Origin of the sequence: Dictyobacter alpinus, from assembly GCF_003967575.1 — a bacterium.
In the GTDB taxonomy this organism is placed as follows: Bacteria; Chloroflexota; Ktedonobacteria; order Ktedonobacterales; family Ktedonobacteraceae; genus Dictyobacter; species Dictyobacter alpinus.
Map to the genome: position 1 here is coordinate 4,638,257 of NZ_BIFT01000001.1, position 22,476 is coordinate 4,660,732.

The 22,476-nt window shown below is 52.6% G+C and carries 15 protein-coding genes and 1 rRNA gene; 12 read left to right on the forward strand and 4 right to left on the reverse strand.

Features of this window, described 5'->3' with window-relative positions; all coding sequences use genetic code 11:
- Positions 1-23: 23 nt before the first annotated feature.
- The 4 genes from EL633_RS18360 to EL633_RS18375 all read left to right on the forward strand — a co-directional run bounded on the left by EL633_RS18360 (position 24) and on the right by EL633_RS18375 (position 6,631).
- Positions 24-2,985 (forward strand): 23S ribosomal RNA (locus tag EL633_RS18360).
- A 292-nt stretch (positions 2,986-3,277) separates the two neighbouring features.
- Entirely contained in the window at positions 3,278-4,915 is a 1,638-nt protein-coding gene (locus tag EL633_RS18365; protein ID WP_126628577.1) for a peptide ABC transporter substrate-binding protein, read from the forward strand.
- A gap of 238 nt (positions 4,916-5,153) precedes the next feature.
- Positions 5,154-5,777, forward strand: a complete 624-nt coding sequence (locus EL633_RS18370) for a cyclodeaminase/cyclohydrolase family protein (protein WP_161982238.1) — start codon at positions 5,154-5,156, stop codon at positions 5,775-5,777.
- A complete protein-coding gene (locus EL633_RS18375) occupies positions 5,774-6,631 on the forward strand; it encodes a bifunctional 5,10-methylenetetrahydrofolate dehydrogenase/5,10-methenyltetrahydrofolate cyclohydrolase (RefSeq protein WP_126628579.1) in 858 nt (285 codons plus the stop codon). Before EL633_RS18370 ends, EL633_RS18375 begins: the two co-directional genes overlap by 4 nt.
- 48 nt (positions 6,632-6,679) lie before the next feature.
- On the opposite strand, the gene EL633_RS18380 is transcribed toward EL633_RS18375, so the two are convergent.
- From EL633_RS18380 to EL633_RS18390, 3 genes are all read right to left on the reverse strand, one after another.
- Positions 6,680-8,155 (reverse strand): sensor histidine kinase, encoded by a 1,476-nt coding sequence (locus tag EL633_RS18380; RefSeq protein ID WP_126628580.1) that lies wholly within the window; start codon positions 8,153-8,155, stop codon positions 6,680-6,682.
- Positions 8,156-8,438: 283 nt separating this feature from the next.
- Positions 8,439-8,927: a hypothetical protein gene (locus tag EL633_RS18385; RefSeq protein WP_126628581.1), complete on the reverse strand. Its 489-nt coding sequence runs from the start codon at positions 8,925-8,927 to the stop codon at positions 8,439-8,441.
- Between the two features lie 169 nt (positions 8,928-9,096).
- Complete coding sequence (locus tag EL633_RS18390) at positions 9,097-9,927, reverse strand: hypothetical protein (RefSeq protein WP_126628582.1); 831 nt, start codon at positions 9,925-9,927, stop codon at positions 9,097-9,099.
- A gap of 1,180 nt (positions 9,928-11,107) precedes the next feature.
- On the opposite strand from EL633_RS18390, the gene hemA reads away from it, so the two are divergent.
- The 8 genes from hemA (at position 11,108) to EL633_RS18430 (ending at position 21,517) form a co-directional block, all read left to right on the forward strand.
- Positions 11,108-12,469, forward strand: a complete 1,362-nt coding sequence (gene hemA, locus EL633_RS18395) for a glutamyl-tRNA reductase (RefSeq protein WP_126628583.1) — start codon at positions 11,108-11,110, stop codon at positions 12,467-12,469.
- Complete coding sequence (gene hemC / locus EL633_RS18400) at positions 12,375-13,376, forward strand: hydroxymethylbilane synthase (protein WP_126628584.1); 1,002 nt, start codon at positions 12,375-12,377, stop codon at positions 13,374-13,376. The genes hemA and hemC overlap by 95 nt, the downstream gene beginning before the upstream one ends.
- Positions 13,369-14,217, forward strand: coding sequence for a uroporphyrinogen-III synthase (locus EL633_RS18405; RefSeq protein ID WP_161982239.1), 849 nt, complete (start codon positions 13,369-13,371; stop codon positions 14,215-14,217). The genes hemC and EL633_RS18405 overlap by 8 nt, the downstream gene beginning before the upstream one ends.
- Positions 14,217-14,987 (forward strand): chlorite dismutase family protein, encoded by a 771-nt coding sequence (locus EL633_RS18410; RefSeq protein WP_126628586.1) that lies wholly within the window; start codon positions 14,217-14,219, stop codon positions 14,985-14,987. Before EL633_RS18405 ends, EL633_RS18410 begins: the two co-directional genes overlap by 1 nt.
- A gap of 24 nt (positions 14,988-15,011) precedes the next feature.
- Positions 15,012-16,325 carry a glutamate-1-semialdehyde 2,1-aminomutase gene (gene hemL / locus EL633_RS18415; RefSeq protein ID WP_126628587.1) on the forward strand — a complete coding sequence of 438 codons (1,314 nt, stop codon included), beginning with the start codon at positions 15,012-15,014 and terminating at the stop codon, positions 16,323-16,325.
- 29 nt (positions 16,326-16,354) lie between these two features.
- Positions 16,355-17,332 (forward strand): porphobilinogen synthase, encoded by a 978-nt coding sequence (hemB, locus tag EL633_RS18420; RefSeq protein WP_126629472.1) that lies wholly within the window; start codon positions 16,355-16,357, stop codon positions 17,330-17,332.
- Between the two features lie 793 nt (positions 17,333-18,125).
- Positions 18,126-20,111, forward strand: a complete 1,986-nt coding sequence (locus EL633_RS18425) for a glycoside hydrolase family 15 protein (protein WP_126628588.1) — start codon at positions 18,126-18,128, stop codon at positions 20,109-20,111.
- A 200-nt stretch (positions 20,112-20,311) separates the two neighbouring features.
- Positions 20,312-21,517, forward strand: coding sequence for a class I SAM-dependent rRNA methyltransferase (locus EL633_RS18430; protein ID WP_126628589.1), 1,206 nt, complete (start codon positions 20,312-20,314; stop codon positions 21,515-21,517).
- Between the two features lie 191 nt (positions 21,518-21,708).
- Here EL633_RS18430 and EL633_RS18435 read toward each other — a convergent pair whose 3' ends face one another.
- Entirely contained in the window at positions 21,709-22,413 is a 705-nt protein-coding gene (locus EL633_RS18435; RefSeq protein ID WP_126628590.1) for a histidine phosphatase family protein, read from the reverse strand.
- Positions 22,414-22,476 lie beyond the last annotated feature (63 nt).

The window sequence follows — 22,476 nt, forward strand, 5'->3', positions numbered from 1 at the left end:
GATCAAACATGATGAAGAGAAGAGAACAAGCTACACAGAGTACGAGGTGGATGCCTTGGCGCTAAAGACCGAAGAAGGACGCGGAGACCGGCGAAACGTTTGGGGGGAGCTGCATACAAGCGATGAACCCCAAGATTCCGAATGAGGCAACTCCTCCAGAGTGATGTCTGGAGACCGCCTGCTGAACACATAGGCAGTGACGGGGGGCAGCGGGTGAACTGAAACATCTCAGTAACTCGACGAAAAGAAATCAACCGAGATTCCCGTAGTAGTGGCGAGCGAACCGGGAGGAGCCCAAACCAATCATCTTTCGAGATGGTCGGGGTTGTAGGACTGGCAACACAGGAGAGCATTTTACTTGAACACGTTGGAAAGCGTGACCAGAGCGGGTGAGAGTCCCGTAAAGGACGGAAAGCTCAAATCGGCCAGGATCCTGAGTACCACGAGGCACGTGAAACCTTGTGGGAAGCTGGGGGGACCACCCTCCAAGGCTACACATCTTTAGCGACCGATAGCGAACAAGTACCGTGAGGGAAAGGTGAAAAGCACCCCGAGAGGGGGATGAAACAGACCCTGAAACCACGTACTCACCAGCAGTCAGAGGCCACTGTTCCGTTGCGGAACTAAGGGCTGATGGCGTGCCTTTTGTAGAATGATCCGGCGAGTGCATCGTCGTAGCGTGGTTAACCAGCGCTAAAGCTGGGGAGCCCCAGGGCAACCGAGTCTGAACAAGGCGGATGTTGCGGCGATGCGACCCGAAACCGTGTGAGCTATCCATGAGCAGAGTGAAGCGGATGTGACAGTCCGTCGAGGCTCGAACCCACCAGTGTTGCAAAACTGGGGGATGACTTGTGGATAGGGGAGAAATTCCAATCGAACACGGAGATAGCTGGTTCTCCCCGAAATGTATTGAGGTACAGCTGTATGAAACACTATCCTGGAGGTAGAGCACTGAATGAGCTAGGGGCCAAGTGCTGGTTACCAAACTCAACCAAACTCCGAATGCCAGGACAGTATGCATGCAAGTGAGACGGCGGGGGCTAAGCTTCGTCGTCAAAAGGGAAACAGCCCAGACCATCGGCTAAGGTCTCCAAATCCTTTCTCAGTGTCAAAGGGGGTCACAACGCCCAAACAGCCAGGATGTTGGCTTAGAAGCAGCCACCATTTAAAGAGTGCGTAATAGCTCACTGGTCGAGTGTCGTGGCACCGACAACGTATCGAGGCTTAAGAGAGGTACCGAAGCCATGGAATCCTGTTTAGGCAGGATTGGTAGGGGAGCGTTCTGGAGCAGAGAAGCCAGACCGTGAGGACTGGTGGAGCGATCAGAAGTGAGAATGCCGGAATGAGTAGCGTCATGTCTGTGATAACCAGACACACCGAATGCCTGAGGGTTCCTGGGCACCGTCAATCGTCCCAGGGTGAGTCGGGTCCTAAGCCGAGGACGTCATAGTCGTAGGCGATGGCAAGCAGGTTGGACATTCCTGCACCGGAGAAATTTGTGATGAGCAATGGGGGGACGCGGTAAGGAAGGTGAGCCCATCGATTGGACAGGATGGGTCTGTACGGCGAAGTGCGAAACCGAGGAAAATCCCGGTTTCCTGTGCATGACACGTGCAGCGAGCGGACGCAAGTCTGCGGAAGTCATTGGCCCCTACGCCGCCGAGAAAAGCCTCTCGCCAGAATCTTCTCCGCCCGTACCGCAAACCGACACTGGTAGGCAGGGGGAAATCTCCCCAGGTGATCGAGCGACCCTCTGTTAAGGAACTCGGCAAATTGACCCCGTACCTTCGGAAGAAGGGGTGCCCTAGTAGCGATATCCTTCGGGATGGCGTGAGGGGGTTGCAAGAAATTGGCTCAACCGACTGTTTACCAAAAACACAGGTCTCTGCGAACGCGAAAGCGGAAGTATAGGGGCTGACTCCTGCCCAGTGCCGGAAGGTTACGAGGAGCGGTGTACGTAGCTGCGAATCTAAGCCCCGGTGAACGGCGGCCGTAACTATAACGGTCCTAAGGTAGCGAAATTCCTTGTCGGGTAAGTTCCGACCCGCACGAAAGGAGTAACGAGTTGAGCGCTGTCTCGACAGAGGACTCGGCGAAATTGAAGTACCCGTGAAGATACGGGTTACCCACGACAGGACAAAAAGACCCCGTGGAGCTTTACTACACCTTGACCTGGAAACGAGTTGAAGCGTGCGTAGCATAGGTGGGAGTCGGAGAACCCTTCCCTTTGGGGGAGGGGGAGACAACAGTGAAATACCACTCTCGTTGCGGTTTGTTTCTCATACGTCACCGTGAGCCGGGACGTAGACAAGATCAGGCGGGTAGTTTGACTGGGGCGGTCGCCTCCCAAAGAGTAACGGAGGCGCCCAAAGGTTCCCTCAGGGTGGATGGACATCACCCGCAAGAGTGCAAAGGCAGAAGGGAGCTTGACTGCAAGACGGACAGGTCGAGCAGGGACGAAAGTCGGGCTTAGTGATCCCACATTCCCGAGTGGAAGGAGTGTGGCTCAACGGATAAAAGCTACCCCGGGGATAACAGGCTTATCTTGCCCAAGAGTTCACATCGACGGCAAGGTTTGGCACCTCGATGTCGGCTCGTCGCATCCTGGGGCTGGAGTAGGTCCCAAGGGTTGGGCTGTTCGCCCATGAAAGCGGCACGCGAGCTGGGTTCAGAACGTCGCGAGACAGTTCGGTCTCTATCCGTCGTGGGCGTAGGAAAATTGAGGGGCGTCATCTCCAGTACGAGAGGACCGAGATGGCTCGACCGCTGGTGCGCCAGTTGGCCCGCCCGGGCCAGAGCTGGATAGCTATGTCGAGAAGGGATAAGCGCTGAAAGCATCTAAGCGCGAAGCCGCACCCAAGACGAGTTTTCCCACTTTCTTCGGAAAGTCAAGATCCCAGGAAGACGACCTGGTAGATAGACGACACGTGGACACCTGGTAACAGGCGTAGCGAAGTCGCCCTAATGATCGTACGGCTTGTTTCACATATGTATCTTCATCGTGGACCTCGCGTGAGTGCTTCTCAGCTTCAATCATGGCTGACCAGTGACTCGGCAAAATTGAGGATATACCGTATTTCGGTTGATCAAGAACACAGGAGACCCTACTCAGCACGAGTAAGGTCTTTTTTGTTTGTCGTATAGTTACCCCATTGGTCATTGCTGCTGCTAAACATGACCTTTCAGGCCCCTCTTTGTCTTTAACGGCAAGGTCCGTTATAATGGTCTCAATAGTTTGCTAATCCAAAAAAACGTGCTTATAAAGAGAGGTCCAGGAATGTATTATCGTTCCCCATATATACGTGTACGGCGGCTAAGCGCCACCCTGCTCATGCTCTGTACAGCCCTTCTATTATTGACATCCTGTGGTGGCCCTGCCAGCGGAACGATAACGCTCACCAATGGCCAGCCCACCCTGGCCTCAGATCAGGTCCTGACGATTCCGCTGATCGGGACCGCGGATGTCCCTTCTTTTGATCCAACGAGCGAGCCGACCGCCAGCACGAAAATCCTGTACAGTATGCTCTATAGCGGACTCGTGCGGACCGATAATAATTTACAGCCAGTGTCTGATCAGGCAACCTGGACAATTTCTGCTGACCAGAAGCAGTATACCTTTCATTTGAAGCCCGATCTGACCTTTGGTGATGGCTCACCGGTTACGGCCCGTTCCTATGTGGATTCCTGGACCTATGCGGCCCGGCCCGCTAATGCGTCTTCCCAGGTGGCTACATTGATGTCTATCATCAAAGGGGCGCGCGAACTGCATGCAGGCCAGAGTAAAACCCTATCAGGCGTGCAGGCCAGCGATGATCATACCTTGCGGGTGAGCCTGACGAAACCAGCCCCTTATTTTCTCGCCGCCCTGGCCAGTCCGCTCTTCGCTCCGGTTAACCAAAAACTCATGGCAGCCTATGGTGAGCAGCCCTGGTCCGTCGAGGGTGCAATGCAGGGACTTGGGAGTGGTCCTTTTGTGGTTAAGGATCTGACACGGGCTGTGAAGATGACGCTGGTCCCGAGCCCCCATTATGCCGGCAACAAACCAGTCCTCAAGCAGGTCAATGTTTATTTTGTCAATGACCCTCGGGTAGCCTATACCGCCAATCGTGCGGGCCGCTACGATCTGGTGTGGGATCTGGCGCCGCAGGATCAGTTGCCGGCGGCAAAATTGAAGGGTTTCTCACGTCCCGAGCAGTTGCAGACGGATGCTTTCTTCTTTGATACCAGCAAGGCTCCATTTGATAATTTGGCCTTACGCCAGGCATTTGCGCATGCGCTGGACAAAAAAGATTTCGCCCAGACGGTGCTGAACTCGTCGGTCTCACCAGCCGAGACTTTGCTACCAACCGCGATGCCGGGTTATCAGCCCCAGGCAGACACGTTTAATGCTACTAAAGCGAAGTCTTTGCTCAAATCAGTCGATCCCTTGCCAGCTATTACTTTTGCCTATCCCACTTCGCGGGTGACTCCGGCCATGACAGTAGCCTTGCAGAGTGCCTGGAAAAAGAATCTGGGCATCCAGGTGAATCTGCGTCCGCTTGAAGATCAGGCATACCAGCAGGCGCTGGCCAACCATGACGTGCAGTTCGGCATTATCTCCTGGCAAACCACGATCGCCGATCCATATCTGTTTACCTCGCCATTTCTATCTTCCTCGGACCAAAATGTGTCCCAATGGCATAATCCCGACTATGATCGCTTGCTAGCTCAGGCCGAAACCCAAACAGGTTCCGAGCGACTGGCCCTCTATCAGCAAGCGGAACAGCAGTTGCTCTCCCAGGCTGTAATTGTGCCCCTGGATCATCAGCAACTGGCGGCCCTGCTACCAGCCTGGTTGCGCGGCGTATCTGTCAATGCAGCCGGCCTCTCCTTTGGCGACTGGTCGCAGGTGGCAGTCCTAGACCATAAAGCCTGACCACAATCTTTCACTGTGGAGTGTGGTGTAGTGCGCCGGGAGAGATGAACTCGACAGTACTTCAAGCGTGGAGTGTGTGTGGGGCGCGGCCGCGCCCCACACACACTCCACATCCCCAATCTGGCGCCGCAGGCGCCAAAGAGGAACTAATATAGCCCAGACTCGACGCATGTCCAGCCTGGGTGCTAGAATGCAAGCATAAACGAAAGACCCGAAATTGGAAATGGAAGTGTGGAATATGTATCTAGACAAACCCTTACAAACCTACCTTGATGATCTAGCCTCATCGAGCTCTACTCCGGGCGGCGGCTCTACCGCGGCCATCAGTGGCGCGATGGGCTCGGCCTTGGCCTGTATGGTCTCACGTTTGACACTGAGTAAAGCTGATTATGCCGCAGTCCATCCTGAAATTGAAGGCATTCTGGCGCAGACGGAACAGTTGCGCACGCGTTTTCAGGAATTGATTCAGGCTGATATAGATGCGTATGGCAAACTCTCGGCCAGCTTTAAATTGCCACGTGCGAGCGCTGAAGAGAAGGCTACACGTACCCAGGCCATTCAAGAAGGCCTGCTGGCCGCCGCCCTGGTGCCGCTTGAGATGATTGAACGCGCGGTCGATCTGGTCCGACATTGTCAGCGTATCGCCGAGATTGGTAACAAGAACGTCCTGAGCGATATCGCTACGGCCGCGATGATGGCTTCGGCCGCCGGTACAGGCGCGGCCTGGATGGTGCGGGCTAATCTGAACTCATTGAAGGATGCTGAACAGGTGCGCTCCCTGAATAGCCGCTTGAATGCTGGCCTGGATGCTATTTCGGCCGCGGGCCAGGAAGTGGTTGTGATTGTAGGAGGTAAGGCGTGAGCGCAACACTCCTCAATGGTCGTACACTGAGCGCTACATTGAAGGCCGAGCTACGTGCCGACGTTCAGCGCTTTCTCGACACGTATACGTATGCTCCTGGACTCGCTATTGTGCGCGTTGAGGGGGATGCGGCATCCGGCTTTTATAGTAAAGCTCTCATGAAGATTGCGCGTGAGGTTGGGGTTGAGGCTCGCTTAGAGCTGCTACCTGAGCAGACGGCCGCCCAGGAATTTTCGGCCCTGCTGTCCAGCCTTAATCAGGATCCTCGTGTGCATGGCATTATCGTGCAGATGCCTCTGCCCGCTCATCTGCCCCAGGATCTGGTAACGAATGCCATTGCGCCTGAGAAAGATATTGATGGCATCAGTCCGGTCAGCGCGGGCAATCTTGCTCTGGGACTGCCCGGCTTTCAGCCTTCGACCGCGGCCGCTGTGATCGAGATCTTGAAGCGTAACGAAATCGAATTGACAGGCAAGCATGTGGTCGTACTTGGACGCAGTAATGTCGTAGGAAAGCCACTGGCATTGTTGCTATTACAGCAGAATGCCACGGTCACGATCTGCCATTCTCGTACTCCTGATCTGGCATCCTTTACGCGCCAGGCCGATGTCCTGGTGGCGGCGGTTGGACGAGCCAGGCTGGTGACTGCCGAGATGGTGCGGCCCGGTGCCACAGTTATTGATGTGGGTACTAATGCGCTGCCGGAAGGTGGCATGGTGGGGGATGTAGACTTTGATGGTGTCCAGCAAGTGGCTGGTGCGCTCACACCTGTCCCCGGTGGTGTTGGACCTTTAACAAATGCGCTCCTGATGCGACAATGTGTTGAGGCAGCCTGGCGTCAGGCTGAAAAGTAGCTAACAAAAGAGGAGAGAGAAGACGATTGCCGTCTTCTCTCTCCTCTTTTATTTTGCTGCCAGTTCGTTCTCTTCTTGATGATTGAGTGTGAACCAGAAGGTCGTGCCATGGCCTGGAATGCTGTGCACTCCTACTTCACCACCATGTTTTTCAACGATCGAGCGGCTAATGTAGAGACCAATGCCAAAGCCGATCCCCGAACCGCTAACCACCTCTGTCTGCTGTACACGATAGAAGCGTTCCCAGATATGCTCCTGATCTATGGCCGAGATACCAGGACCATAGTCTTGTACCTGCATACGTACCTTGCCATCTTCATGTTTGATCGAGATCTGGACTGGATGTTCCATGGAACTATATTTGAGGGCGTTCGACAGATAATTGGTAATTACCTGCTCGATATGATCACGATCCAGTAATACTAGCAGATCATCATCAGGCCGCTCGTTAAAGTCGATCGTTCTATTCGGATACAACTGGGTGTGCAGGTCGACCACCTCCTGGATGATACTGGTCAGGTTGTGCCGTTCTAGTTTGAGCTCCAGTTTTTGTTCCTGGATACGTGAGATGTAGACAATATCATTGATCAAATGAGTTAAACGACGTACCTGGTTATCTGCCCGGTTGAGGAGATGCTGCAGTGACTCTAGCGTATTTTTGTATTCTTCCAGCGTAATACTGGTCTTTTTGAGCTCTCGTCTGGCGGTGCGCAACAAAATCTGGATGGTGCCCTTGATGGTTGTGATCGGCGTCTTGAGCTCATGGGCCGTAATACCCAGGAAATGATTGATGCGCTCATTCGTTTCCTGGACTATGTTTATATTTGTTGGATCTACGTCCGTCTGACCCTGGTCCGCTAACTGCTGATCTTTTTTGATCTGCTGTAAACGTTCCTCAAGCAAGATAGACAACCGTGTTCCTTCGCCAAAGTACCTGGTAAAGTATTCGTCCTTGCTTTTGAAAGCTTCTGGATAGGCCTGCATCCAATTGTGGCAGGTATACATATAGTTGAAAAACGCTATCAAAAAGACGTAATATTTACCGAGCAGGCGCTTCAACTCCTTACGACATTGTCCCGATTTTTGTTTTTGCATAAACATATAGGCCACGCAGGAGAAGAAGCGCGTCTCCAGGGTTACATCTTTGGTTGGCCAGGCATTGAGTGGTTCGGCAATATTGCGTAATTTTTCGAGATGCTGGGTTATTTCTTGCTCATTTGGCACCGGTGCATTGAGTAGTGCCAGGATCTCGTTTTCACTCAAGCTATAGGTCGTATGTAAGAGGACGCAGTGGTAGTGTAGATCATATGGAATACGGCAAGCGTAGGATAGGTAGAGAAAAAGCTTTTCTTTGAGCAATGCTGGCAATGGATTCTCGATGTAGGCGGCGCGTGTCTGCCTCCATAGTGAATGCAGCAGGGAAGTATTGACCTGTACCGCATTAAAAAAAGGAGGAATAAAGCCAAATTGCTGCCTGATTTCTTGAAGCAAAGATGCCGTTGTGATCTGGTTTGCATCAGACATATGCTAACCTCCCATTTTATTTGTATGCCTTCAAGCAATACATATAGCAAATTTATGAGATTTTAAAGCGACCCATATATTCAATATTTTATAGAATGAAAATACATAGGTACTTCTAAAAGAAGTGCAGTCCATTATAATAACTTATGCCGATACTTTTTAATCTCTCTGTATGTTCACGTTTCAGGCGCGTAATTTAGATGCATGCTCGACTGAAGTAGCGAGCATGCATTGAGGGGAATTTGAAATGTGTTGAGGAAAATTGCTTTGTGGTTAGCACTATTTAAGCACGACCCGATTGGCGCCGGCGGGCGGCTGCCGCTTTTTTGCGTCGATCACGACGACGACGCTCCTGCTCGGCTCGTTGCTGTGGGTTTAACTCTTTCTCTACACTACCTGCTACTTCCTGTGGGGTTGTGATAGGTGCTTTTGCGTTCTGTGAGCGGCGTCGTGAGGCTGTGATGCCCTGGAAAAGAATTAATAGCAGCACTGCCGCCGCCAGAACCAGAACTATCGTGTAGAGCGGCACAATCACCGCCGCCAGTGAGTCTGGGAAGAAGCCAGTTGAAATTCCTAAATTGAGTAGCAGGACAATGCCGAGCAGGCTATATTCAATACCCGTTAGGAGTCCGACTTGCTTATACCACGTCGTTTTATAGCCTCGCGCCCGCAAGGTTCTCAGCCGTTTCAGTCCCACATACAAATTGAAGAGTCCCATCACAATGAACAGGACGCTGATGATAGCAGTAAAACGCGGATCAAGATGAATCATAGATAATTTGCTCCTGCATGACGGCTCGGGCCCAGTCCACCACTTTTTACACGAGCCGTCAACGTGCCAATGAATTTTTCTATATCATACAACTTTTTCTCGCTACCTACGAGCCACTATTCCTCTATAGTTATGGTTCCCTGTTGTATCTGGACTGGTCTCCTTCTGGCTATATCTTTTTTACAGAGGTGGTGTGTACTAGCGTGATGGTGCGTGTCTGCTCATGGGGATAATAAACCTTTGTGCCATGGTAGGATATAAATATATAGATGCCAAGCAGGCCAATCAGGCCGATGATGATGGCAAAGAATATCCAGAAGTCTGCGTGCTGAATATGCCTGGTTTTATAGCGGGTTCGCACAACTGATTTGGTGCTGGCGATATAGGCTGGACGTAAGATACCCTGGATGGCTCTGGCCTGGGCCGGAGTCAGGATTGGCTTTTCTGGCTCTTTTTTCCATTCTGGTTGAGGTGGAATCTGCTCAGGTGTGGCTGCGGCTACTACTGTGGTTGACTGCTCGGCAACATAGCGCTGTGTCAGCGTCAACTTACTGGCAGCAGCATCAGGAGTAGCTGGCGTATTGGGTAGGGCCACCGCTTCTGGGATCGCTGGCGTGTCAGGTATAGAGGCCATTTCTGGGGCCGCAGACGTGTCAGGTAGAGCCGCCGCCTCTGGGACCGCAGGCGTATTGGGTATAGACGGTGTGTTCGGAACCGCTGGCTTTTTAGGGATCGCTGGAATTTTAGGATTGGTTGCATTATCCTGTTCAATCGCTGGCTCTAATTGTGAGGCTGCCGCGACCATTTTAGTTGACTGATCGGCGCTGTAGCGCTGTGTGAGCGTCAACTTATTCGCTGGCGCTTCCGGCTTCTCCACATTTTGTGGCTGGATTGGAGTTTCTGCTTGCGCTGACTGTTCAGGCGTGGCTGCTTTGTCTGGTGCTACCCGAGCAGCTTTAAAACCATTCAGGCGGCGTAGTGGCTGACTGGTTGTTGACACGCCCCTATTTGGACGTTGAGGAGGACTGACAGGAGCCCTATTGGGCGCAGGAGGAAATAAAGACTGGTCCTGATTTGTATAAGTATGTAGAGATGGTTGTGGATTTTTTTGGGGAGGCATTGTCGCAGGCTGATATGATTCTCTGGCTGGTGCGGCCAATGTACTGGTTGTGTTGATCGGGTAAAAACCGCAGTTGTGACAAGTACGCGCCTTGTCTGGTACTTCTGTCTGACATTTAGGGCAGAAAAGCATTTACCTCACCTTTGTTGTGCTGGCTCCCTGATCTTTTTTAGCATCGAATCAGGGTTGGTACTGAATAGCGTCGTATAATATTTTTCATTAGAAGAGAGAACATTGTAGCATATTACTGTAATCATATCCGAAAAAAAGGTATGTTGCTACTAGTTGCTATCTTTATTGGGAAATATGGATGCACTTACCAGTACTTTGTTGTTGTGCTGTGGGTGGTTTTGTTCGCCTGCTACGCAGGCGGGAGGAGGAGAGAGAGGCCGGGGGCACAGCCCCCGAACCCCCAGTCAAGGGGCTGGCCGCCCCTTGCATCCCCGCTTTATGCGTCGTCAGGTTAGGGGAGAGAGGCTGGAGCACAGATCCTGATCTCTTCTCAAGTGAAGCATGGCAGGCTGGTAGAGGAACTTGCTAACCGCTAAGGTCACAAATAACATTATGTTGTGTGGTGGGTGGCGGCAGGGCAGGCGCGCGCCTGCCCTGCCGCCACCCACCACACAACATAACATAATGGTGCACTTTAGTGCCCGAGTGCGGACAATAGCAAAGGATAATACATAGGATGAAATTAAGAGGCCATCAGCCCGAGCGCGTACCACAGGAGGCATGCTCTTTTTTTCCCTCCGCGTCACCCTATGCACCTATCTTGATGTTCGCGAAACAGAGAATGGGTAATAGCATTCTCATCCTTTCAAACAACCTGTGCAACCCATATCGGTCCAGCTTTCAGGAGGCCTGAGGTAAATAGGTACTGGTACTGGCTACATCGAAAATTACCCCCTGGCCTGTGTGGATCTTCAGCTTGTTTCACGGTATACCAGGATATATAGGGTGTTCTCCTGATAAGATATCGGGAAATTCAGCCTTGACTAACCCAAAAAAAACGCTAAAATCTCTATAGACTAAAAATTATTTAGAGGTTTATGAGGTTTGCATGCATATCATTGTTATTGGCGTCGATCATACTACGGCCCCTATTGCATTGCGTGAGCGCCTCGCTTGTTCTGCGCGTTATATTCCCCAGCAGCTTCAGGCGACCCGAGAGGTAGCGAGCGAGTGCGTTTTTCTTTCTACCTGTAATCGTGTTGAACTGTATGCTGTATGCTCGGATGCAGTCCAGGGGCGCCTGGATCTGTTGCGTGTTTTGAGCGAGACGCGACAGGTGCCGTTGGCTGAACTTGAGTCACATTGCTATTGCTTTCTGGATGAGCGGGCGGTCGCGCATCTCTTTGGGGTTGCGAGTGGCCTGTATTCTCTGGTTCCAGGTGAGCCGCAGATTCAGGGTCAGGTGGTGGATGCATTAGAGATTGCGCAGGGCAGTGGCCATGCCGGACCTGTGACCTCTGCTCTCTTCCGGGCTGCTGTAGTAGCGGGGAAGCGAGCTCGCAGCGAGACAGCCATCAGTCGCAATGCGGTCTCTTTGAGCCATGTTGCGGTCCAATTGGCCCGTCATCTGCTGCCAGATTTCCATCAAGCGAATGTGTTGCTGATCGGTTCGGGTAAGATGAGCGAGCTGGCGGCCCGTAATTTAAAGGATAATGGGGCCCAACAAATTGTCATTATTAATCGTACCCATGCCCATGCTGTTGAATTAGCTGAATCCTTACAGGCCACCCTGCGTCCTTTTCAAGAAATTTCTGAGGCATTATTGGATGCTGATGTGGTGATTAGTTCTACTAAAGCTCCCCATGCGATTATTACACCAGATATTATCGAGCCTATTATGCGGCAGCGCGAGGATCGTTCTTTATTATTAATCGATCTTGCCTTGCCGCGTGATATCGATCCCGCTGTCGGCGACATGACTCATATACATTTATACAATGTGGATGATCTGCAATCCGAGGCTGAACGTGGTATACAGCTACGTCTACTGGAAGTTGAGCATGTGCAGTCGATTATCGCGCAGGAGGTTGAGTCCTTTGAGCGCTGGCTGAGCTCGCTAGGTGTGGTGGATACGATCAGTGATCTAAGACGCAAGGCGGACACGCTACGTCAGCAAGAGCTGGCCCGTACGATGCGTCAGTTATCTCCTACGCTCTCGGAGCGTGAGATGGCGGCGGTGCAGGAACTTACGAATCGTTTGATGAATAAATTATTACATACTCCCATGCTGCGTTTAAAAGATGCGGCGGCGGTCGGCCAGGGGCATATCTATGCTGAAGCTATGCGCTATCTGTTTAATTTAGAAGAGAATAATCATGCGACTGACGATAGGAACGCGAGCCAGCAAGCTCGCCATGACCCAGACCCAGTGGATTGTCCAGCGATTACGCCAGCAGTGGCCAAGCCTTGAGATCGTTGTTGAACATATTCATACGACCGGCGATCGTGTAACCAATGTTCCTCTTTCTCAAATTGGCACAGATGGAATCTTTGTGACCGAGATTGAGCGGGCCTTACATGAGGGAAGAATTGATCTGGGCGTGCATAGTTTAAAGGATCTACCAACGGTCCAGCCTGATGATCTGCGGCTGGTGATTGTGGGACCACGCGAGGATGTACGTGATGTCTTTGTGTCGCGTGAGCCGTTCCAACTGGAGGATCGCCGTTTGCAGCCCGTTGCGGCCACGAATTTTTCTCCGGCTTCCTTGCGCATCGGCACCTGTAGCCTGCGCCGTACCGCGCAACTGCGGGACTTTGCTCCCGAGTCGAGTATTCTTTCTTTGCGTGGGAATGTTGATACGCGCCTGCGTAAGCTGGATGCGGGCGAGTATGATGGGATTGTGCTGGCGGCGGCTGGCCTGCACCGCCTGGGTTTACAGGAGCAACTGGCTGATCGTCTGACCTACTTACCCGTTGAGCTGATGTTGCCGGCTCCCGGTCAGGGGGCGCTGGCCCTTGAGTGCCGGGCCGATGATCGCATTCTGGAGCTACTGGCTCCCCTGCGCGATGCTGAGGTTGAGGCGACAACGACCGCTGAACGTATGTTTATGCGCCGCCTGGGCGCTGGCTGTTATCTACCGGTGGCGGCCCATAGTACTATTGCCAACCAAACTCTTTCGATTGCAGGTATCGTCGCCAGCCTGGATGGTCAGCGACGCATTCGAGTGCAGCAGGCTATTTCCTGGAATGAACATTCGACTCTGGCTGAGGCGGATCAACTCGGTGTCTCACTGGCCGAGTCGGCTCTGGTTCAGGGTGCACAGGAGATTATCCAGGAGCTCACGCTGCCTCGGGATCGGGAGCGTCTCAATGTCTAGGAATTCTGTTGCTACTTTAGCGGGCCAGCGCATCCTGGTGACGCGTACACGTGAACAGGCCAGTGCGCTTAGTGAACGTTTACGTGGCCTGGGGGCTACTCCCATTGAGTTTCCAACCATCAATATCGTTCCTCCTACGGATTGGACTGAGCTGGATGCAGCCTTGCGCCGTCTCTATGCTCCTACTGCGGCTGAACACTATGACTGGCTGGTGTTGACCAGCACCAATGGTGTCCATATCTGTATGCAGCGTCTGCGCGACCTCGGCTATGAGCCCGCGGCCATGCAAAATGTACGTATCGCTACGATTGGACCAGCCACGGCGGCGGCGCTGGTTGAATATGGCTTACATGCCGATCTGGTTCCTGATGAATATATTGCTGAAGGCGTGATCAGTGCGTTGCTGAATGATGCGCAGGAGCGTGGTATCTCACTGAAGGGACAGCGTGTGCTGCTGGCCCGGGCCGCTGAGGCGCGTAAGATTCTGCCGCTGGAGCTGCGCGCAGCTGGTGCGCTGGTTGATGAGGTGCCTGCCTACTATACTCAGACCGTCGCACGCGACGATGAGCGCGGACGTGAGATCCTGCTGCAACTCCAGCAGGGCGAACTCGATATTTTAACCTTTACCAGTTCTTCAACCGTACGCAATTTTGTTTCCTGGCTGAACAGCTGTGCCCCTGACGCCCTCAAACTGGTGCGGCAGCAGGTACTCCTGGCGAGTATTGGTCCCATTACATCACAGACGGCTTGCGAGCTTGGCCTCAACGTTGATATTGAGGCGACCGAGTTCACTATCGAGGGTCTGGTGCATGCACTAGTGTTATATAAGGAAAAGAAATAATGGCAGATCAAGTAACTTCAATTGCTGACAATGCTACCCCACAGTCTGATGCGCAGCCAGCCGCGGCTCGACCAAAGCCAAAGCAGCCTCGTCAGTTAGTGCGCTTTAGCTTCTATAAATTGGATCCACAGTGGCAGTTGTTGCCTGAAGATGTACGCGCCAAAGGCAAGCAGCAACTCAAGCAGCTCTACGCCGATTACGCGGCCGATGATGAGCTGATCCGCAGCTTCTCGCTCTATGGTCTGCGTTCAGATGTCGATTTTATGATCTGGCAGGCGACCTATGATGTGGATAATCTGCGCCGTTTCAGTAGTCTGGTGCGCCGCAGTCTGATGGGACCCTACCTGCGTGAGGAACGTTCGATGCTGTCGATGACCAAGCGCTCGGTCTATGTAGGTAAAAACGCTCGCGGTGCCCATGATCCCCGCCTGGTAATTACTCCTGAGGATCGCAAGTATCTGTTTGTCTATCCCTTCATCAAGACGCGTGCCTGGTATGCCTTGCCGATGGAAGATCGCAAGCGCATGATGGGTGAGCATATCCGTGTCGGCCTCACCTATCCGAGTGTCTCGCTGAATACGACCTACTCCTTTGGTATCGATGACCAGGAGTTCGTGGTGGCGTTTGAGACTGATAATATTCATGACTTCCTGGATCTGGTGCAGGAGTTACGTGAGACCGAGGCCAGTATGTATACCTTACGCGATACTCCAATGTATACCTGTGTGGCCGAGCCATTCGATCAGATACTGGAGTCGCTTGGGGCGTAGGTTAGGATTTTGAGGGGATAATTTATGCAGACATCACATTCTGGCGCGTTTTCGCTGGCTCGTTCGCAGGAGCTTTTTTCGGAGGCCCAGCAGTTGCTGCCAGGGGGCGTGAATAGTCCTGTACGTGCTTTTCGTGGCGTGGGTGGCGAGCCTGTCTTTATTGAGCGCGCCAATGGGGCCTATCTACATGATGTGGATGGCCACCGTTACCTGGATTATGTGCAGTCCTGGGGTCCGATGATCCTTGGTCATACCTATCCTTCGGTGGTTGAGGCGGTCATCAATGCCAGTCAGCGCGGCTTTAGCTTTGGGGCTCCCACAGAGGCTGAGAATGTACTGGCTCGCCTGGTTATCGAGTCGGTGCCTTCGGTTGAGATGATCCGCTTTGTCAATTCGGGGACCGAGGCGACGATGAGCGCTCTCCGCCTGGCCCGCGCCTATACTGGTCGCGACAAGATTATCAAATTTAGCGGTTGCTATCATGGACATGCCGATATGCTGCTGGTGCAGGCCGGCTCTGGTGTGGCTACCATGGGACTCCCCGATAGTCCTGGCGTGCCGGCTCAGACGACGCAGAATACACTGACCGCCGAGTATAACGATACTGCAGCCGTTGAACAACTCTTTGCGACCTATCCCGATGATATCGCCGCCGTCATCGTTGAGCCAATCGCGGCCAACATGGGACTTGTCCCGCCCACCCCAGGCTTTCTGGAGTCCTTGCGCGAGTTGACTGAACGCCATCATGCGGTCCTGATCTTTGATGAGGTGATGACCGGTTTCCGCGTCGCGCTCGGCGGCATGCAGGAGCGTGCGCAGATTACGCCTGATCTCACCTGCTTTGGTAAGATTATTGGTGGTGGCCTGCCGGTTGGTGCCTATGGCGGACGCCGCGAGATTATGTCTCTGGTCGCCCCCCTTGGACCTATGTATCAGGCCGGTACGCTCTCGGGTAATCCTTTAGCTATGGCCGCGGGCATCGCTACCCTGACCGAGTTGCGTAAGCCTGGACAATATCAGGAGCTTGAGCGTAAGGGTCAGGTGCTTGAAGAAGGCTTTACAAAGGCGCTCCAGGACCACCATATCCAGGCCAGCTTTGTGCGTATCGGCGCCATGTTCTGCCTGTACTTTAACGCAGAGCCAGTTGTCAATTATACCGTTGCCAAACATTCAGATACGGCGCGCTTTGCGCAGTACTTCTGGAACATGTTAGAGCACGGTATCTATCTTCCACCATCCCAATTTGAGTCCTGTTTCATCTCGCTTGCTCTTGAGGATGCTATGCTCGAAGAGACGATCCGTGCGGCGTCCACCTGCCTGGGCGCACTTATATCATAGAAAGAAAGAAGTGGAGTGAGAGGATGAAGATGAATACATTTCCCCATGTGCGCCTGCGCCGCTTGCGTCAGAATGAGAAGATCCGTGGCATGGTTCGTGAGACGCATCTACGCGTCGATCAGTTGATCTACCCGCTCTTTATCGCGGAAGGTCTGACCGAGCCCAGCGAGATCTCCTCGATGCCTGGTATTATGCAATGGCCCCTGGACCAGATTGGTGGCGAAGTCAAACGCGTCGCTGACCTTGGCATCCCGGCTGTCCTGCTCTTCGGTATTCCCAATGAGAAGGACGAAGTGGGCTCACAGGCCTATTCCGAACATGGTGTGATCCAGGAGGCGATTCGCCGCATCAAAGTGGAGTCACCTGAGACCTTGATCATTACTGATGTCTGTCTCTGTGAGTACACCAGCCATGGTCACTGTGGCGTCATCCACAATGGGACCGTACAAAACGACGAATCACTGAATTTGCTAGCCCAAATGGCGCTCTCACATGTCGAAGCTGGCGCGGATATTGTGGCCCCTTCAGACATGATGGATGGTCGTGTCGGCGCGATTCGGCTCCTCCTTGACGAGCATGGTTTTAACCAGACCCCCATAATGTCCTACTCGGTCAAATACGCATCTGGCTTCTACGGACCATTTCGTGAGGCCGCCGGATCCACCCCACAGTTTGGTGATCGCCGTGCCTACCAGATGGATCCCGCCAATGTACGCGAAGCTCTACGCGAGCTTGAGCAGGACCTCAGCGAGGGAGCCGATATGGTCATGGTCAAGCCAGCCCTATCCTACCTCGACGTCATTCGTCAGGTACGGGACAACTGTGACCTCCCTGTGATTGCATATAACGTCAGCGGGGAGTATTCTATGGTCAAGGCCGCAGCCCAGAATGGTTGGATCGACGAACAACGCGTCGTCATGGAGATCCTCACCGGCATCCGCCGTGCTGGTGCCGACATGATCATCACCTACTTCGCACCAGAAGTCGCCCAATGGCTACGTAGCTAACCCTTGCAGACTGTGTTATAGTGGCAATAAATGGCAGCGCTGAATAACAACAATCAGCGCTGCCCTCATTTATAACCTGGTAGCCACATAACGGCAGGGCTTGCCCCTGCAACCGGTGGACGCACGACCATGCACAAGCAGTACGCAGTACGCGCCTGGATATGTTCGCCTTTACACGATCACGTTTTTTGAACAACGTTACGTACGTGAACGGGTTGCAGGGGCAAGCCCTGCCGTTACTTTTTACATTACAAAGGAGATCACCTAACGCGGAGAATGCATTTTCCCCGCCAGAAAGCGGCAAAACCCAGCAAACAACAAAGCCTTACCAGCCTCACCCATCAAAGTAGCAATAAACCCAAAAGTAAGGCCCAGGGTGATCCCAATTCTACCCGCGGGATGTCGCATAACCTGTTGTAGTACGTGCATGTATGCCTGCCCTTTATACTGATAATAGCTGCCCTTAAAACATGGATAGTTCGGCTTTCCAGTAGGAACCAACGTCGAAACCTACAAAGGTAACGTAGCATATATGGGCTACCAATGTCTATAGGGGAAAACAGCAAAAATGTCTGGTGTTATCAGAAATGTGAGTCTTTGTAAGTACCTTAAAGAACCAAAAGATTAAAAAAAGAAATTCCTTTAAAATCCTGTTACCATTCTATTGCCTATTGCGTTTTTCTTTGGTATAAGGGAACTACATTTCGAACTAAGGTTTTTCTAATATAAATTTTAAGGTTTTTCTAAGGTTGTCGTTATCACAAATTATTAAAAAAGAGAGAAGTGTTGTGTAATGGTTGGGAAAAACGAACTCAATCGCACATATCTGCCGATTAATTCGTATGGCGTCATTGGCGATTGCCATTCGGCGGTACTCGTATCGCCGGACGGGTCAGTAGACTGGGGATGTCTACCGGACTTTGATAGCCCGGCCATCTTTTGTCGTTTGTTGGATGCTGAGCGGGGCGGTTTCTTCCAGATTGCTCCGACTGAAGGAAATATTCCTGGTTCTCAGCGTTACTTGCGTGGAAGTAATGTGTTACAGACGCGCTTTGCCAGTATTGCGGGTGAGGTGGTGCTGACAGACTTTATGCCTGTTGAGACCCTGAGCGCATGGCCGTATAAGGCTATGAATAACAATACCTGGACTCGTGAAGATGGTTCTTGCCACTGTATGGTGCGCATCGTTGAATGCATGCATGGCGAGATGTCGGTGACTATGCGCCTCAAGGTGACACCAAATTATGCTGGCGATGCCAGTGATGTTGAACTGGTTCCTGATCACCTGGGAGCTTTGATTACCAGTGGTCAGCAACATGTGGCTCTGGCGATTGTTGGCGCGGGCCTGTTGCCATCGTACTCTGTACAGGTGGTAAAAGAGGCCGAGGATACACATGCGACGATAGTTGCACAGGTAACGTTGCGCGAAGGTGAGCGTTTATTGTTTGCGGTTGGCATGGGGCGTACTGCTCGTTCAGCACGTCGTCTGGTACAAGAAGAGTTGCCGACCCGTAACTTTGATGCTGAACTGGCTCATACGTTACACGCCTGGCGCAAATGGGTCGCTGGTAGCAGCTATCACGGTCCTTATGCCGAGTGGGTTGAGCGCAGCGCGCTGGCCCTGAAGCTGATGACCTATGCTCCTACGGGTGCGATCGTTGCGGCTCCTACGACTTCTTTGCCTGAAGATCTGGGTGGTGTACGCAACTGGGACTATCGCTTTACCTGGTTACGTGATGCGACCTTTACGCTCTACGCGTTCAATGTACTGGGCTTTACTGAAGAGGCACGCGCGTTTACCCATTGGCTGCGTCGTCTCTCTTACGCCAATGGTGAAGATCTACAGATTATGTATGGTATCCGTGGTGAGCGTGATCTGGCAGAATTTGAACTTCATCATTTAAGTGGATACTACAATTCAAGTCCTGTCCGTATCGGTAATGGTGCGGCCGAGCAGAAGCAGATGGATGTGTTTGGCGAGGTACTGGATTGTATCCATTTGTACCGTCGCCAGGGCAGCTTTGAGCGCTACGGTGAGACCCTGGATGGTCCATTGTGGTCCATGATGCGTATGCTGGTTGATCATGTTTGTAGCCACTGGCAGGAACCAGATAGTGGTATCTGGGAGGTCCGTGGTGGCCTGCGTCATTTTGTCTATTCCAAGGTTATGTGCTGGGTTGCGCTGGATCGTGGTATCCGGGCCGCTGAGCAGGAACACCTGGAGGCCGATCTCCCACGCTGGATCGCTGTGCGTGACCAGATTCGGGCCGACATCTTGATGAATGGCTATGACACAACCCTGGGTGCATTTACACAGTCCTATGGTGATGGCACACTTGATGCTTCAAATCTCCTGTTGCCGCTGGTCGGTTTCATCGCACCTGATGACCCGCGTATGCGTTCAACGGTTGATCGTATGATCGAACAGCTGACCGATGAGCATGGATTCCTTTATCGCTACCACGCGGAAGACGGTCTGGAAGGCTCGGAAGGCACATTCGCGATCTGCACTTTCTGGTTAGTCGATAACCTGGCCATGCAGGGCCGTGTCGATGAAGCTCGTTCTTTGTTTGAGCGTTTATTGACCCATGCTGGCCGCTTAGGATTGTTTGCTGAGGAAATTGATTCCGAGAGAGATATGGCCTTAGGCAACTATCCACAGGCGTTTACGCATATTGCTTTGATCAATAGTGCGAACAATCTACGTAAGGCAGAGATCCGTATGGGAGAGCATCACACCGATCCACTGGTGGCCGCGATCCGCTTGCAGAAGCAATAGTACTCAACAGGCGACTGGTCTTTATTATCCCGCAATTATTCATCTTTTTGATCGAGGGGGCGCTATGAATGGCGCCCCCTCGGTTTTTTTTGTGTTTTTGCGCATCTATGCGATAATAAGCCGATATCAAAAAGCACAAGGACCTTTTTCCCTTGCTTTCCTACCGCCGTGAGCGGTTATACATAGAAGGAGTACGTGGTATGACGTCTGCTATCCATTATCCTGCCACTAGTCTAAAACCTCGTCGTGATGAGAGTTTACAAAGTGGCCATCTCTGGATCTTTTCGGGTGCGCTCCAGCAGGCCCCGCACTGGGTTGAGAACGGTGGTATTCTGGATGTAAAATCTGATACCGGCAAATTTATTGCGCGTGGTTATTATAATGCCAATACCGATATCGCGATTCGCATCTTGACCCATGATCCCGATGAGGCGATCGATAGTGACTTTCTGCGTCGCCGTATCCGTAGCGCGATGCAGTTGCGTGAGGTCTTTGAGCCCGAAGTCACCAACGCCTATCGCTTGATCAACTCTGAAGGTGATGGTCTGCCGGGTCTGGTGGTGGATCGTTATGCTGACATTCTCGTGGCCCAGATTCATACCGCAGGCATGGAGCAGTTGCGTCCACTGGTCATTGAAGCCTTAATGCAAGAGACCGGTGCCCGAGGCATCCTGCTGCGTAATGACAGCCAATCCCGCCGCCGTGAAGGTCTGTTTGTCCAGGAACCTGTCGTCGTCGCTGGCGAAGTACCAGCCCAGGCCGAAGTACGCGAGAACGGTGTCTCCTTCTTTATCGACTTCTGGGAAGGCCAGAAGACCGGATTTTTCCTGGATCAGCGTGATAAACGCGAGTCCTTGCGCAAATATACCCGTGGCAAGCGTGTCCTGAACTGCTTCAGCTATACCGCTGGCTTCTCCGTCTATGCCGCCCTGAACAATCCACCGGCCCAGACCACCAGTGTCGATATCTCTGAGCCCGCCATCGACGCCGCCAAACAGATCTTCGCCATGAACGGCCTCAATCCCGACGATCACGAGTTCATCGTCTCAGACGTGTTTGAGTACCTTGAAGCAGCCTGGAAACGTGGCGAACTTTTCGACAGTGTGATCCTGGACCCGCCCGCCTTCGCCAAAACCCAGGGAGCGCGTACCCATGCCCTCAAAGCCTATCGCCGCCTCAACTACCTCGGCATGCAAGTCCTCAAGCCCGGCGGCCTCCTGCTCACCTGCTCCTGTTCTGGCGTCATCGGCATGGACGACCTGCTCGGCACCATCTCAGTCAGCGCCCAGCGCCTCCACCGGCCCGTCCAGGTCCTCGAATCCTATACCCATGGCCTTGACCACCCCATCAACATCGCCATGCCCGAAACCGCATACCTCAAAGCCGTCTTCTGCCGCATCTCATAGTAGCGGCAGGGCTTGCCCCTGCAACCTGTACACGTACGAACACGATCGTGAACAGGAACCTTGACGAGGGCCAAGGAGACGCAATCCCCTTGCGGGTTGCCGTCTCCTTGGCCCTCGTCAAGGTTCCCAATCATGATCATGGTTGGGCATGAAAAATTGTCACGTTGAATGTATTGGGACACGTCTCGCCGCTACGATTGAATTTCGGCGGGCCGTTGTACGATCATGGTGCCGGGAACGAGTTTGGCGGCCTCTCCATGAAGGTGGTCAAATGAGGCCCAGACCTTGACGGTTCCGCTGACCTGGTCGTTTGTGGTGAGTAGCTCGATCTCTGTAATCGAGCAATTATAGTTTTCGGTCGCAAAGAGTACGGCGAGATCCAGATCGGGACAAATGTCTTTGATGGTGCGCGTAAAGATACCACCGTGTCCGACGACGATGATATTTTTGCCGCTCTTGCCTGTACTCACCTGCCGAAGTCCATTGCGCATCCTACCGAGCAGGGACGTATAGTTTTCGCCACCGGGAAACGTTCTGTCATGCTGACCATCCACCCAATCCTGTACGATGTGATTGTGGAGTTGCCAGTTCTCATCCGAAGGAGCCTGTCCCTCCAGATCGCCAATATTAATCTCGCGGAAAGACTCGATCAACGTTATCGGTAACTGCTTGACGTCAGCAATAGCCTGAGCGGTCTCCTGCGCACGCTTGAGGGGTGATGCATAGATTTCATCAATCTGTTTATGCTGAAAATACTCCGCCGTCTGTTGGGCCTGTAGCCTGCCTTTAGGCGTGAGTGAGTAATCTACTTTTTTATAAGAAAATTCATGGTTGATATTCGCAGGATTCTCGCCATGGCGGATAAGATAGATAGTATTGCGATTTTCGTTGTTCATTACAAAATCCTCCACATTTATTATTGTTGGGATAAAGATCTATGTCAATCTCCCTATGGGGAT